General features: G+C 66.3%; 2 protein-coding genes. Both read right to left on the bottom strand.

Annotated elements, in window-relative coordinates:
- Positions 1-11: 11 nt before the first annotated feature.
- Positions 12-12,437, bottom strand: coding sequence for an amino acid adenylation domain-containing protein (locus ABGB08_RS09235; protein ID WP_347588389.1), 12,426 nt, complete (start codon positions 12,435-12,437; stop codon positions 12-14).
- Positions 12,438-13,194: 757 nt separating this feature from the next.
- A complete protein-coding gene (locus ABGB08_RS09230; RefSeq protein WP_347588387.1) occupies positions 13,195-16,041 on the bottom strand; it encodes a BTAD domain-containing putative transcriptional regulator in 2,847 nt (948 codons plus the stop codon).
- Between the last annotated feature and the right edge of the window lie 69 nt (positions 16,042-16,110).

Raw genomic sequence — 16,110 nt, 5'->3', positions numbered from 1 at the left:
CCCTTTCCGGATTAGTTGCGCTCTCGGATCTTGTTGATTTCCTGGGACACGGCCCGGCCGATCTCGGCCGCTGGGCCGGGGCTCATCATTTCTCCGTGCGTGCAGGCGACCTGCACGTCTTTGATTTCCCCGGCTACATGTGGTGCCCAGCCGTCCAATGTCGGTGAATCGGCGGTTCGTCCTTCGGTGGCCACGAAGAAGAGCAGGTCACCGTCGAACCGAGCCGGGTCGAACGTCCGGACCAGCTCGATGTTGTTGATCCAGGTGTCGATGAGATTCGAGACCTGCTCGGGCGTGAGGAAGCGCAGGGAGTCCACTTTCTCGTCGACGATCCGCATGAATTCCTCGCGGTTCATCGTCGGCCGGTCTCCTTCGGCGACCGAGCAGCCGAGGTCGCCCAGGATCAGCGTGAGCGCTTCGTTCTCCGGCACCTGTTCTTCGTCTATGTGGTACTCGCTGCCCGGGTAGGAGTCGAGGATCGCGAGCAGCGCGATCTCCTCGTTCTGGCGACGCAACTCCGTCGCCATCGCGTAAGCGACAAGCCCACCGAAGGACCAGCCCAGCAGGTGGTACGGGCCGGTTGGCTGGACCGCCCGAATTCGCGCGACGTAGTCGCGGGCCATCGCGTCCACGCTCGGCGGGCACAGTTTGGGGTTGGTCAGGCTGCGCGCTTGCAAGGCGTACAGCGGTCGCCCGCTCTCGACGGAGCCGAGCAGATTCACATACGACCAGGCGAATCCCATGCCCGGGTGAATGCAGAACAGCGGCGGCAGCTCTCCGGAGGTGCGGAGGGGAAGCAGCACATCGAGGGGATTCCGGTCGCTTCCCGCAGTCGTGACGGCCTTGGCCAGAGCCGCCACTGTGGGGCTTTCGAACAGGTCGCGAACGGTCAGGTCCGCACGCAGCACGTCGCGGACGCGGCTGATCAGTCGGGTGGCCAGCAGTGAGTGTCCGCCCAGGTCGAAGAAGTTGTCATGCATCCCCACAGCGGAGAGTTGGAGCACTTCGGCGAACAGGCCGGCGAGGATTTCTTCGGTGGGGGTACGGCTGGCGGTGTGTTCGGGTGAGGTTTGGTAGGTGGGTGCGGGGAGGGCTGCCCGGTCGATCTTGCCGTTGCCGGTCAGCGGGAACGCATCGAGCGTCACGATCGCTGCGGGGATCATGAAGGCGGGTAGGTGAGCGGATAGTTCGGCGCGTAGTTGAGCGCCGTCTGTCTGATGTCCTGATGCCGGGATCACGTAGCCGACCAGTTGTTTGCCGGTGTGGTCCTCGCGGGTGACGACCACCGATTGGGCGATGTCTGGCAGCCGGTCCAGGGCTGCTTCGATTTCGCCGAGTTCGATTCGGAATCCGCGGATTTTGACTTGGTCGTCGGTGCGGCCGATGAATTCGAGTTCGCCGTTGGTGGTCCATCGCACGAGGTCGCCGGTGCGGTACATGCGTTCGCCGGGTCGGCCGAAGGTGTCGGCGACGAATCGTTCGGCGGTCAGGTCGGGGCGGGCGTAGTAGCCGCGTGCCAGCCCGGTCCCGGCCAGATACAGCTCGCCGGGCACGCCGGGCGGCAGGAGCCTCAGTCGCTGGTCTAGGACATAGGCACGCATGCCGTCCATAGGTCGGCCGATGGGGATCGTGGCCGCCTCAGCCGGGATGGGCCGAGACACGGGGGTGTAGGAGGCGAAGGTAGTGGTCTCGGTGGGGCCGTAAACGTGCACGATCTGGGTGTCTGGGAAGGCATTGGAGACGGTGCGCATGGCCGAGGGGGAGACGAATTCGCCTCCGGTCCAGATCTCCGCCAGGCCTTCCAGTCCGGGCGGGCGCTCGTCGGCCAGGTGGTTGAACAGGGCGGTGGTCAGGAATACCGCAGTGACGTCGTGCTGGGAGATGATCTCGGCCAGCCGGGTGGGCTCAAGTATTCCGGGGGGTGCGACGACGATGCGTCCGCCGTTGAGCAGGGGGACCCAGATTTCGTAGGTGGAGGCGTCGAAGGCGTGCGGGGAGTGCATGAGCACGCGGGTGTGCGCGTTGGTGTGCCAGGCGCGGTCGGTGGCCAGCGCGACTACGTCCGCGTGGGTTACCGCCACGCCTTTGGGTAGTCCGGTCGATCCGGAGGTGAACATCACATACGCGAGCCGATCCCCTCGGCCACCAACTGTGGCGTCGCCTTCTGCGGTCCGTGCGTCTGCCTGACCGGCTGTGGCGCCGCTTTGTGCGGTCCGTGCGTCTATCTGACCGGCTGTGGTCTGACCGTCCCGTCCGTCCGCATCCGAAGCGTCCCTGACCTGATCCTCACTGTCCTGGTCGTCGTCGACCACCAGGAGCGGGAGATCCAGCTCCGCGGCTCGTTCTCGCATCGCCGTGTCGGTTAGGAGGATGGGTGTGTTGGTGTGCTCGGCGACCCAGCGCATTCGTTCAGTCGGGAAGCTTGGATGCAACGGCACGTACGCGCCGCCGGCTTTCAGCACCGCGAGGGAGGCCGCGATCACCTGAGGTGAGCGTTCCAGCAGCATCGCCACCGGTGTCTCCGCGCTTACCCCGGCGGCCGTCAGCCGACCCGCCAGCGCCTCGGCTCGTGCGTTCAGTTCGGTGTAGGTCCAGGTCATCCCGTCGCCGCTGACCGCCACCGCGTCCGGCGACTCTCGTACCCACTCGTCGAACACCTCCACAACGGAGCGATCGGTGTGAATGTTGGATGGCTGTGCTATCGCTGCCTGGAGGATGTCTTGCTGTTCGCCGGGCGTGAGGATGTCGAGGTCGGCGATGAGCAGGTCGGGGTCGGCGATGACTGTTTCGACGATCTGGCACAGCCGCTGCGTCGTTGTGGTGGCGGTGTGCTGGGTGAACAGGTCGGTGTTGAACTCCAGGGATCCTTGGATGCCGTCGGCCTGGCGATCGGAGTTGAAATGCTCGACTACTTCGAAGGTGAGGTCGAACTTGGCCGTACCTGAATGGACTGGGCGAACCCGCGTCTCCAGCCCGTTCAACCGCATATCGGCTTCGAACGCGGTTCGGTAGGTCAGCATCACATGCGCCAGGGGATGTATGCCCAGGGCGCGGGCGGGGTTGAGGTCTTCGACCAGGCGGTCGAAGGGGAGGTCCTGATTGCTGTAGGCGGCCAGGTCGGTTCCCCGAACTCGACTGAGGATCTCGCGGAAGGAAGGGCTGCCGGAGACGTCCACGCGCAGGACGAGGGTGTTGACGAAGAAGCCGACGAGGTCGTCGAGCGACTCATCGACCCGGCCGGCGACCACGCTGCCCACGGGGATGTCGGTTCCGGCGCCGAGCCGGTGGAGCAGGGTGACCAGCGCGGCGTGGATGACCATGAAGACGCTCACGTCGTGCTGGCGGGCGAGTTGCTGGATGTGGGCGTGCGTCTTAGGGTCGATCCGGAACTCGACCGTGTCGCCCCGCCCGGTCGGATGTGCGGGTCGGGGGCGGTCGAAGGGCAGGTCGAGCTGTTCGGGGGCACCGCGCAGCGTCTCCCGCCAGAAGGTCAGCTGCTGATCCAGCAAAGCGCCTTTCAGCAGCTCACGCTGCCAAAGCACGTAGTCCCCATAAGAGACTGGCAACGGCTCCCACTTCGGTGCCTCTCCTCGGCACCGAGCCGTATAGGCCTCACCCAGGTCCCGCGCCAGAGGCCCCAGCGACCAACCGTCGGCGGCAATATGGTGGATCACCAGCAACAACGTCCACCGCTGCGAGCCCGAGGCGAACAACCACGCCCGCACCGGCAGATCCTGATCCAACACAAATGGCGTGGAGGCCGCCTCGATTAGCCTCTGTCGCAAATCTTCAGAAGCAGGATCGCTGAGCTGAAGAGCTATCCGCACTTGATCGACACCCAGTACTCGCTGGTAGGGGTGTCCCTGGCGAGACTCGAACACGGTGCGAAGCGGCTCGTGCCGGGCGACCACATCCCCGAGCGCCTGCTCCAAGGCGGTCACGTTCAGCGGGCCGGAGATGTCCACGGCAAGGGGGATGTTGTAGGCCGCGCCCGTTTCCTGCATCTGATCGAGGAACCAGAGCCGCTGCTGCGCGAACGACAGTGGCAGTTCCGGGGACTGGTGTTCGCGGGCGTGGACGGCTGGTCTTACTGGGCCGTCATCCAGTCGAGCTGCCAGCGTCTCCACCGTTGGTGCTTCGAACAGATCTCGTACCGACAACTCGGACCGCAATACGCTGCGCACCCGGCTGATCAGTCGGGTGGCCAGCAGTGAATGCCCGCCCAGATCGAAGAAGTTGTCATGCACCCCCACGGCGGGGAGTTGGAGCACTTCGGCGAACAGCCCGGCGAGGATCTCCTGCATGACGGTGCGAGCCAGGGTGTGGTCACCGTCGGAGTAGGTTGGGGCGGGAAGCGCACTGCGGTCGATCTTCCCATTTGGGGTTAGAGGCAACGTCTTAAGCGTCACGATCGCTGCGGGAACCATGAACGCGGGCAGGTGAGCGGACAGTTCGGCGCGTAGTTGAGCGCCGTCTATTCGATGTCCTGATGCCGGGATCACGTAGCCGACCAGTTGTTTGCCGGTGCGGTCTTCGCGGGCGACGACCGTCGACTGGGCTATGTGCGGCAGCCGATCGAGTGCTGCTTCGATTTCGCCGAGTTCGATTCGGAATCCGCGGATTTTGACTTGGTCGTCGGTGCGGCCGATGAATTCGAGTTCGCCGTTGGTGGTCCATCGCACGAGGTCGCCGGTGCGGTACATGCGTTCGCCGGGTCGGCCGAAGGTGTCGGCGATGAATCGTTCGGCGGTTTGGTCGGGGCGGGCGTAGTAGCCGCGTGCCAGTCCGGTCCCGGCCAGGTACAGCTCGCCGGGCACGCCGGGAGGCAGGAGCCGCAATCGTTGGTCCAGGACGTAGGCGCGCATGCCGTCCATGGGTCGGCCGATGGGGATGGTGGCCGCCTCAGCCGGGATCGGTCGAGGTATGGGGGTGTAGGTGGCGAAAGTGGTCGTCTCGGTGGGGCCGTAAACGTGCACGATCCGCGTGTGCGGGAGGGCGTCGGAGGCGGTGCGCATGGCCGAGGGGGAGACGAATTCGCCTCCGGTCCAGATCTCGGCCAGGTCTTCCAGTCCAGGTGGGTGTTCCTCGGCGAGGTGGTTGAACAGGGCGGTGGTCAGGAATACCGCAGTGACTTTCTGCTGGGAGACGATCTCAGCCAGCCGGGCGGGCTCGAGTATTCCGGGAGGTGCCACGATGACGCGTCCGCCGTTGAGCAGGGGGACCCAGATTTCGTAGGTGGAGGCGTCGAAGGCGTGGGGGGAGTGCATGAGCACGCGGGTGTGCGCGTTGGTGTCCCAGGCTCGATCAATGGCCAGCGCGACCACGTCGGCGTGGGTTACCGCCACGCCTTTGGGCAGTCCGGTCGATCCGGAGGTGAACATCACATACGCGAGCCGATCCCCCCGGCCACCAGCCGAGTTTTCTGCGGTCCGTGCGTCTACGCGAGCAGCTGTGGTGCCGCTTTCTGCGGTCCGTGCGTCTACGCGAGCAGCTGTGGTGCCGCTTTCTGCGGTCCGTGCGTCTACGCGAGCAGCTGTGGTGCCGCTTTCTGCGGTCCGTGCGTCTACCTGACCAGCTGTGGTCTGACCGTCCCGTCCGTGCGCATCCCAAGCGTCCCTGACCTGACCATCACGGACCTGATCCTCGCCGGGCTGGTCGTCATCGACCACCAGGAGCGGGAGATCCAGCTCCGCGGCTCGTTCTCGCATCGCCGTGTCGGTTAGGAGGATGGGCGTGTTGGTGTGCTCGGCGACCCAGCGCATTCGCTCGGTCGGGAAGCTTGGATGCAACGGCACGTACGCGCCGCCGGCTTTCAGCACCGCGAGGGAGGCCGCGATCACCTGAGGTGAGCGTTCCAGCAGCATCGCCACCGGCGTTTCCGCGCCCACCCCGGCGGCCGTCAGCCGACCCGCCAGCACTTCCGCCCGCGCGTCCAGCTCCGCGTACGTCCACGTCACTCCCGCACCGGACACCGCCACCGCATCCGGCGACACCCGCACCCACTCATCGAACACCTCGACCACCGAGGTGTCGGCCTTCGCGGCGCTCGGTTCTGCTGTCGCTGCCGCCACGAGCTGCTGCTTCTCGCTCGGCGTGAGAATGTCAAGGTCGTCGACCGGCAGGTCAGGATCGGCGACGACTGTTTCGACGATCTGGCACAGCCGCTGCGTCAGCGCGGTGGCGGTGTGCTGGGTGAACAGGTCGGTGTTGAACTCGAGGCTTCCCTGAATGCCGTCAGCCCGCTTGTCCTCGTCGAAGTGCTCGATGACCTCGAAGGTGAGGTCGAACTTAGCCGTACCTGAATGAACCGGCCGCACGCGTGTCTCTAGGCCGTTCAACCGCATATCCGCTTCGAACGCGGTTCGGTAGGCCAGCATCACATGCGCCAGCGGATGTATGCCCAGAGCGCGGGCGGGGTTGAGTTCTTCGACCAGGCGGTCGAAGGGGAGGTCCTGGTTGCTGTAGGCGGCGAGGTCGGTTTCGCGGACGCGGTGGAGGAGTTCGCGGAAGGAGGGGTTGCCGGAGATGTCCACGCGCAGGACGAGGGTGTTGACGAAGAAGCCGACGAGGTCGTCGAGTGCTTCATCGACGCGGCCGGCGACGACGCTGCCCAGGGGGATGTCGGTCCCGGCGCCGAGCCGGTGCAGGAGGGTGACCAATGCGGCGTGGATGACCATGAAGGTGCTCACGCCATGGTCACGTGCCACCTTTTGGATGTGGGTGTGCGTTTGCGGGTCGATCCGGAACTCAACCGTGTCGCCCCGTCCGCTCGGGTGCGCGGGTCGGGGGCGGTCGAAGGGCAGGTCGAGCTGTTCGGGGGCACCGCGCAGCGTCTCCCGCCAGAAGGCCAGTTGTTTGTCCAGCAGCTCACCTTCGAGCAGATCGTGCTGCCACCGCACGTAGTCCCGGAACGAGACCGGCAACGGCTCCCACTTCGGTGCCTCTCCTCGGCATCGGGCCGTGTACGCATCAGCCAGGTCTCGCGCTAGCGGTCCCAGCGACCACCCGTCGGCGGCGATGTGGTGGATCACCAGCAGCAACGTCCACTGCTGCGCACCGGTGGCGAACAGCCACGCTCGCACCGGCACTTCTCCGTCCAGCAGGAACGGTGCGCCGGCAGCGTCAGCGAGCGCTAACTCCAATCCATCGAAGCCTGGGTCGATCACCTGCATGAGCACTTGGTCGACTTCCAGCACTCGCTGGTAGGGCCGCCCCTCACGCGCCAGAAACACGGTGCGAAGCGGGTCATGCCGGGCGACCACGTCTCCGAGCGCTTGTTCCAGGGCGGTCACGTTGAGCGGGCCGGAGATGTCGACGGCAAGGGGGATGTTGTAGGCCGCGCCCGTTTCCTGCATCTGATCGAGGAACCAGAGCCGCTGCTGCGCGAACGACAGTGGCAATTCTGGGGGCGCGTGCTCGTGGGCGCGGATGGCGGGTCTTACTGGGCCGTCTCCCAGTCGCGCTGCCAGCGTCTCCACCGTTGGTGCTTCGAACAGATCTCGTACCGACAACTCAGATCGCAATACGCTGCGCACCCGGCTGATCAGTCGGGTGGCCAGCAGTGAGTGTCCGCCCAGATCGAAGAAGCTGTCGCGCATGCCGACAGCGGGGAGTTGCAGCACTTCCGCGAACAGCCCGGCGAGAATTTCCTGCATGACGGTGCGAGCCAGGGTGCGACCGCTGTCGGAGTACGTTGGGGCGGGAAGCGCACCGCGGTCGATCTTCCCGTTCGGGGTCAGCGGCAACGCCTCCAGTACAACGACCGCTGCGGGAACCATGAACGCGGGCAGGTGAGCGGACAGTTCGGCGCGCAGTTGAACGCCGTCCACCTGAAGTCCTGACGCCGGGACCACGTAGCCGACCAGCTGCTTGCCCGCATGGTCTTCGCGGGCGACCACCACCGACTGGGCCACGTGCGGCAGCCGGTCCAGCGCTGCTTCGACCTCGCCGAGTTCGATCCGGAATCCGCGGATCTTGACTTGGTCGTCGGAGCGGCCGACGAACTTCAGCTCGCCCTCGGCGGTCCACCGCACCACGTCACCGGTGCGATACATCCGCTCACCCGGTTCGCCGAACACATCAGCGACGAACCGCTCCGCGGTCAGGTCGGGGCGACCGGAATAGCCACGGGCCAGGCCCACACCCGCGATGTACAGTTCGCCGGGCACGCTGGGCGGTACAGGCTGAAGCCGTTCATCCAGCACGTAGGTCCGCATCCCATTGATGGGCCCGCCGATGCCCGGGCTAGCCGCCGAAGACAGCGGCGCGCTCATCGTGGCGCACACCGTTGTCTCCGTCGGGCCGTACGCGTTGATCATCTGGCGGCCGGTGGACCAGGCGGCGACCACCTCGGCGGGGCAGGATTCACCGGCGACCACGAGGGTCGTGACGCTGGGAAGGTCGTACTCCGTGAGCTGGGTCAGCGCCGATGGCGGCAGCGTGACGTGCGTAACCGCGTGCTTGGCGACCAGCCCGGCGAGCGTTTCGCCCGGCAGTAACTCCTCGGTCCGGGCGACCACGAGGGTGGCACCCGTCAGCAGGGACATGCAGAATTCCCAGAACATCGCGTCAAAGCTCGGCGAAGCGAACTGCAACACTCGGCATCCCGAGCCGAGGGCGAATGCCTTGGCCTGTGAACGCGTCAGGTTCGCGATGCCCGCGTGGGTCACCACCACGCCCTTGGGCTGGCCCGTTGAGCCGGAGGTGTAGATGACGTAGGCGGGGTTGGCCGGGTGCGGGGCCGCCCATCGGCTCTCGTCGGTCACCCTGGAGCAGATATCGGGGCTGTCGAGAAGCATCATCCGGTGTTGGCCAGGCAGTTCCGCGGCCGTTTCCGACGTGGTCAGCACGAGTGCGGGTTCGGCGTCGGCCAGCATGTACGAGATGCGCTCGGCAGGGTAGGCCAAGTCGATCGGGAGGTAAGCCCCACCCGCCTTGAGCGTCGCGACAATGGCGACCACCATCTCGACGGATCTGGGCAACGCCATGGCGACGACCTGCTCCGGCCCGATGCCGTTGGCGATGAGGTGGCGAGCGAGTTGGTCCGTACGAGCGTCGAGTTGGGCGTAGCTCAGCTGCTCATCCCCGCAGATGACGGCCGTATCGGTGGGGACACGAGCCACCTGCTGCTGGAAAAGCTCGACGAACGTGCTCTGCTCATCAACGGATTCGGTCTCGCCCCAGGATTCGAGGATCACCAGGCGCTCGTCCGCCGAGAGGACGTCGAGATTTCCCACCGGCGTGTCCACATCGCGGATCGCCGACTGGAGAACACGCAGCAGCCGATCGACCATCTCCTGAGCGGTCCGGCGCTCGAACAAGTCCACGTTGTATTCGAGACGACCGGTGAACTCGCCGGGGTGTCGATTCTCAGTCATCTCGAAGGTGAGATCGAACCGAGAAACCCCTACGTGAGGCTGTCTCAGCTCGGTCTTCAGACTCGGCAGTTCGAGCGAGGGCTGCCCTTGGCTGTGGTACACCAGCATGGTCTGGGTCAGCGGGTGTACGCCCATGGTGCGGGTGGGGTTGAGTTCTTGGACCAGGCGGTCGAAGGGGAGGTCCTGGTTGCTGTAGGCGGCGAGGTCGGTTTCGCGGACGCGGTGGAGGAGTTCGCGGAAGGAGGGGTTGCCGGAGATGTCCACACGTAGGACGAGGGTGTTGACGAAGAAGCCGACGAGGTCGTCGAGGGCTTCATCGACGCGGCCGGCGACGGCGCTGCCCAGGGGGATGTCGGTTCCGGCGCCGAGTCGGTGCAGGAGGGTGACCAGTGCGGCGTGGATGACCATGAAGGCACTGACGCCATGCTCACGTGCCACGCTTTGGATGCGGGTGTGCGTCTGGGGGTCGATCCGGAACTCGACCGTGCCGCCCTTTCCGCTCAGGTGCGCGGGTCGGGGGCGGTCGAAGGGCAGGTCGAGCTGTTCGGGGGTGCCGCGCAGCGTCTCCCGCCAGAAAGCCAGCTGCTGATCGAGCAACTCACCCTGCAGCAGCTCACGCTGCCACAGCAGATAGTCCCCATAGGAGACCGGCAACGGCTCCCATTCCGCAGCCTCTCCTCGGCATCGGGCCGTGTAAGCATCAGCCAGGTCTCGCGCCAGCGGCCCCAGCGACCACCCGTCGGCGGCGATGTGGTGGATCACCAGCAGCAACGTCCACCGCTGCGAGCCCGAGGCGAATAACCACGCCCGCACCGGGAGATCCGCACCCAGCACGAATGGCGCGGCGGCAGCGTCAGCAAGAGCCGACTCCAACCTATCGGGGCCTGTCTCGATCATCCGCAACGCCACCAGCGCCTGGCCCAGCACTCGCTGGTAGGGGTGTCCCTGGCGAGACCCGAACACGGTGCGGAGCGGCTCATGCCGGGCGATCACGTCCCCGAGCGCCTGCTCCAAGGCGGTCACGTTGAGCGGGCCGGAGATGTCCACGGCAAGGGGGATGTTGTAGGCCGCACTCGCTTCCTGCGCCTGATCGAGGAACCAGAGCCGCTGCTGCGCGAACGACAGTGGTAGCTCTGGGGATTTGTGTTCGCGGGCGTGGACGGCTGGTCTCACCGGGCTGTCACTCAGTCGAGCTGCCAGCGTCTCCACCGTTGGTGCTTCGAACAGATCTCGTACCGACAATTCAGATCGCAATACGCTGCGCACCCGGCTGATCAGTCGGGTGGCCAGCAGTGAATGCCCGCCCAGATCGAAGAAGCTGTCGCGCATGCCGACAGTGGGAAGTTGCAGCACTTCCGCGAACAGGCCGGCGAGGATCTCTTCAGTGGGGGTACGGCTGGCGGCATGCTCGGGCGAGGTCTCGTAAATGGGTGCGGGAAGCGCACTGCGGTCGATCTTCCCGTTGCCGGTCAGCGGCAACGTCTTCAGCGTCACGATCGCTGCGGGGATCATGAAGGCGGGCAGGTGAGCGGACAGTTCGGCGCGTAGTTGAACGCCGTCCACCTGAAGTCCTGACGCTGGGACCACGTAGCCGACCAGTTGCTTGCCCGCGTGGTCTTCGCGGGCGACGACCACCGACTGGGCTACCTGCGGCAGCCGGTCCAGCGCTGCTTCGACCTCACCGAGTTCGATTCGGAACCCGCGGATCTTGACCTGGTCGTCGGAGCGGCCGATGAATTCCAGTTCGCCGTCGCTGGTCCATCGCACCAGGTCGCCGGTGCGATACATACGTTCACCCGGAGGGCCGAAAGTGTCAGCGATGAATCGTTCGGCGGTCAGGTCGGGGCGGGCGTAGTAGCCGCGTGCCAGTCCGGCGCCGGCCAGATACAGCTCGCCGGGCACGCCGGGAGGCAGAAGCCGGAATTGCTGGTCCAGGACGTAAGCACGCATGCCGTCCATGGGCCGGCCGATGGAGATGGTGGCCGCCTCGGCAGGGACAGGTCGGGGTACGGGGGTATAGGTGGCGAAGGTCGTGGTCTCGGTCGGGCCGTAGACGTGCACGATTCGCGTGTGCGGGAAGGAGTCGGAGGCGGCGCGCATGGCCGAGGGGGAGACGAATTCGCCTCCGGTCCAGATCTCCGCCAAACCTTCCAGTCCGGGCGGGCGTTCCTCGACGAGATGATTGAACAGGGCGGTGGTCAGGAATACCGCGGTGACGTCGTGCTGGGAGACGACCTCGGCCAGCCGGGCGGGCTCCAGCGCTCCGGCGGGTGCCACGATGACGCGTCCGCCGTTGAGCAGGGGGACCCATATCTCGTAGGTGGAGGCGTCAAAGGCGTGCGGCGAGTGCATGAGCACACGGGTGTGTGCGTTGGAGTGCCAGGCGCGGTCGGTGGTCAGAGCGACCACGTCGGCATGGGTTACCGCCACGCCTTTGGGCTGTCCGGTCGATCCGGAGGTGAACATCACATACGCGAGCCGATCCCCCCGGCCACCAGCCGAGTTTTCTGCGATCCGCGCGATTACGCGACCAGCCGTGGCGTTGCCTTCTGCGGTTCGTGCGTCTGGCTGGCCAGCTGTGGCGCCGATTTCTGCGGCCCGCGTGTCTATCTGACCAGCTGTGGCCTGATCGTCCCGTCCGTCCGCATCCCAAGCGTCCCTGACCTGACCATCACGGATCTGATCCTCAGCGGGCTGGTCGTCGACCATCAGGAGCGGGAGACCCAGCTCTGCGGCTCGTTCTCGCATCGCCGTGTCGGTTAGGAGGATGGGTGTGTTGGTGTGCTCGGCGACCCAGCGCATTCGCTCGGTCGGGAAGCTTGGATGCAACGGCACGTACGCTCCACCGGCTTTCAGCACCGCCAGGGAGGCCACGATCACCTGAGGTGAGCGTTCCAGCAGCATCGCCACCGGCGTCTCTGAGCCCACCCCGGCGGCCGTCAGCCGACTAGCCAGCGCCTCGGCTTGTACGTTCAGTTCGGCGTATGTCCAGGTCACCCCGTCGCCGCAGACCGCCACCGCATCCGGCGACACCCGCACCCACTCACCGAACACCTCCACAACAGAGGCATTCAGCTCAAGTCCGGCTACCCGCGCGCCGCGCGTCAACCGCCGAACGAATTCGGGCAGATCACCGAGGTCAGCATCGGAATGAATGGAGATGCGTTGACTGTCCAACGCCTCGAAGGCATCGGTCCCCGTCGTGGCACGCCACGCGTCGGCCACGCGCTCTGCCAGAACGTCCAGGGTCTCCTCACCGTGAACCCGTACGCTGAACGGCAAGGACCTTTTCGCGTCCGCGGACTCCGCTCGGAAGAAGATCTCCGTCCTCGCCGTCGTACGGTGCAGATATGCGGCGATAATCGCAAGCGCTGCGCATCGACGCGAGGCAGGCGGATTCACAAAGATTTCCGCGATCCCCCGATCGGCTTCCAGGAACGCGACGTCAAGCTCGATTCCTTTTTCGAAGGCCATCCCCGTTTGCCCTCCTCATCAATGAAACCGAGATAAGGCTACGAGGATGGTCCTAACGCGGATGCTAGCGGCTACATAGCAGCGCAGGTAAAACGCAGGATTGGCCGAATTGTGGTCGCCTCTCGATGGCTGGATGGCGCATCTGGTCGGTTACTCTCCGTGATACGATGAGCCCGCAGTGGACCTGCTGAACAACAATCACGCTCCGCTACTTTTCAAAAATGCACCGCGACCGGGCCGTGAAGACTCCGTATTGTGGAACCAGATCGGGGGTTAACAGAAAAGAAAAAGCTGCCAAGACCGAATGGGGTCCGGGCAGCCGGAATTTCTCACCTGGTTGTCTTTATTGAACGGCGTGCGACCGTTTCTCGCTGGAAATCCGTATCAACAGCTCAGCGGCGACCGAGATGCCGGGCCGGCTGAGATCTCTCGCGAAGATCTTCTGTGCTCGCTCGGCCTCCGCCTCCGCCTCGTCGAGGTGCCCCTGATCGAGCCGTACTCGTGCGAGCTGGACGCGCATCCACGCCGACGCCTGCATCTCCCCGATGGTGTCCGCCAGCGCCAGCCCGCGTTCCGCCGCCCACAGCGCCCATTCCAGGTCACCGACATTCCGGGCGGCGCTCGAGAGCCCGTTGAGCGCGATCCACTGGTACGTGAGATCTCCGAACCGCTCGGCCTCCTCCCACGCCCGCTGGAACTTCGGCAGGAACTCGGGCCGGTGCCGATCGGTGGCCAGCGCCGAGATCAGATCCGGCATGGGCAGCGTCCGTGCCGCGTCCTTGCCGAGATCGTCGATGACGGCCAGCGCCCGGGCCGCGAACTGCCGGGCCTGCGACACCTGGCCGCGTACGGCATAGCAGATCGACAGCCACACCAGCGTGTGCCGCACGGCGTACGGCGCGCTGAGCCGCTGGAACGCCTCCAGGCACCTGGTCAGCCGATCCACGGCCTCCTCCGAGGGCTGGTGGATGAGCCGGCGGGTCAGCGCGAGCTCCGCCTGCCACCACACCAGCTCGTCCCCGGAGGCGCGGGCGGCGGTCTTCACGGCGTGGCAGATGCGCTCCAGATCGGCATCGGTTCCGATGCAGATCAGCCCCGAAAGATAGTCGGCGTCGCCGTGCCAGCCATATTCGCAGGCCCGCTCGATCAGCGGAACCACGAGCTGCCGTACGGACTCGTCCCAGGCGAGCGGTTCGGAGACCAGCCGGTTCAGGCGTTCGTCGGGCAGCGCGAGCGCGCCCGTGGGCGGTGGACCGACGGGCGCGCGCCCCCAGAGGATCCGCGGATGCCGGTGCCAGGCCGTCACGGCCACCTGCATGAGCGTGTCCAGGAGCCGCCGGAGCGCGACGCGTCTGACGTGCTCGGGTTCCTCGGCCGCCAGTTCCGCCGCGTAGACGAAGAGCAGGTCGTGCATCCGGTAACGGGGCTCCCCGGTACGATCCCGGCCCACCGGCGCGATGAGACTCGCCACCACGAACTCCTCCACCAGGTGATCGACATCCTCGCGGTCGAGCAGCGCGGCGAGCACCCACTCGGGGAAGTCCGAGCCGTCAAGCAGTCCAAGCATCCGGAACGCCGACCGGGCGCCGTCCGAGAGCGCGACATAGCTGAGCTCGATACTGGCGCGCAGCTCCATCGACCCGGTGTGAAGTTCGTCCAGCCGTCGACGCGTGTCCCCCAATCGCTGGGCGAAGTCGGCCAGGCGGATGCCCGGCCTGGTGGCCAGGCGGGCCCCGGCGATGCGCAGGGCGAGCGGCAGCCTCCCGCACAAGGATGCGATGTCACGCGCCGCGTCCGGCTCCTCCGCTACCCGGCCCCCGACCAGCTCTTCCAGCAGCTCCTCCGCCTGGGCGGACGGCAACGGCTCCAGACTGACCTGCACGGCCCCCGGCAGCCCGACCAGCAGTCGCGTGCTGGTGACGATCACCGCGCAGCCCGGGCTGCTGGGCAGCAGGGCCAGCACCTGGTCGAGGTTCTTGGCCTGGTCCAGGATCAGCAGGACCCGCCTGTCGGTCAGCCGCGCGCGCAAGGCGGCGCTCCGGGCGAGCTGCCCGCCGGGGACGCTGTGCGGATCGACGCCGGACAGCTGCAGCAGGTCGGTCAGCGTGGTGTCCTCGACCCCCTCGCCGGCCTTGGTCTCGGGGAAACGCGCGTACCACTGCCCGTCCGGGAACGCGTGTCGCATCCGATGCGCGACCCGGGCGGCGAGTGCGCTCTTCCCGACTCCCGGGGGGCCGGAGATCAGCACGATCGGAGCCGCGGCACCCGCCGTCAGGACGTCCTCGATGCGATCGATCTCTTCGTCCCGTCCGACGAAGTCCGGCGTGTCCGGGGGAAGCTGGCATTGCGAAACCCAGGCCGCGGGTGCCCGTGGCGGTTCGAGAGGTGCGATCGGTACTGCCTGGTCCAGGATCTGCTGATGCAGGCGCCGCAGCTCGTCGCCCGGCTCCAAGCCGAACTCGTCCATCAGCAGCTCGCGCGCCTGGCGGTAACACTCCAGCGCTTCCACCTGGCGATTGTCGCGATAGAGGGCGATCATGAGCTGCGCCCAGAAGCGCTCCCGCGAGGGATAGCGAGCGGTGAGCGTGCGCAGCTCGCCGATGAGCACGCCGGGGTGGCCCATGCCGAGTTCCAGGTCGATCCGGCGTTCCACCGCGCGACCCCACTCTTCGGTCAGGCGGGCGGCCTCGTCCCGCCTGAGCGCGTCGGATGGCACGTCGGCCAGGGCAGGGCCGCGCCACAACTCCTCGGCCTCGCGGAGAAGATCGATCGCGGCTTTCGGGTCGTCCCGCCGCTCGGCGACCAGCGCCTCCTCCACGAGCCGCTGGAACACCAGGACGTCAACCGCGTCCCTGTTCAGGCTCAGCCGGTAGCCCCCGCCGGCCGTGTGAATCCGGATCCCGCCGCCGACCCCCTTGGCGAGCTCTTTTCTCAGCCGCATCAGGTAGACGTACAACGTCTCCTTGGCGGTGGCGGGCGGGAGGTCGTCCCACAGCCATGTGATCAAATCGGTGACCGGGACAATAGTGTCGGCCCGTAACATGAGCCCGGCCAGCAACACCCGGTGCTTGCCCGCGTTGGGCTGCAGCGTGCCCAAAGGCCCGGAAAGTTCGAGTGGCCCGAGAATTCGGCCGCGCACCGAGTAGCCCTTATCCGCGTCCGTTGGTCGTAGGCGTGTGGTTGCACTCACGTGTACCAGCTCCTAGACACGAGCGGGGCTCGCCTCCTTCCTCAGCATGGATAATCGCTGGTTTTCAAG

This window comes from Acrocarpospora sp. B8E8 (assembly GCF_039871605.1).
GTDB lineage: Bacteria > Actinomycetota > Actinomycetes > Streptosporangiales > Streptosporangiaceae > Acrocarpospora > Acrocarpospora macrocephala.
Note: the sequence above shows the minus strand (reverse complement) of the source record. Positions and strands in the feature narration are given on the sequence as shown.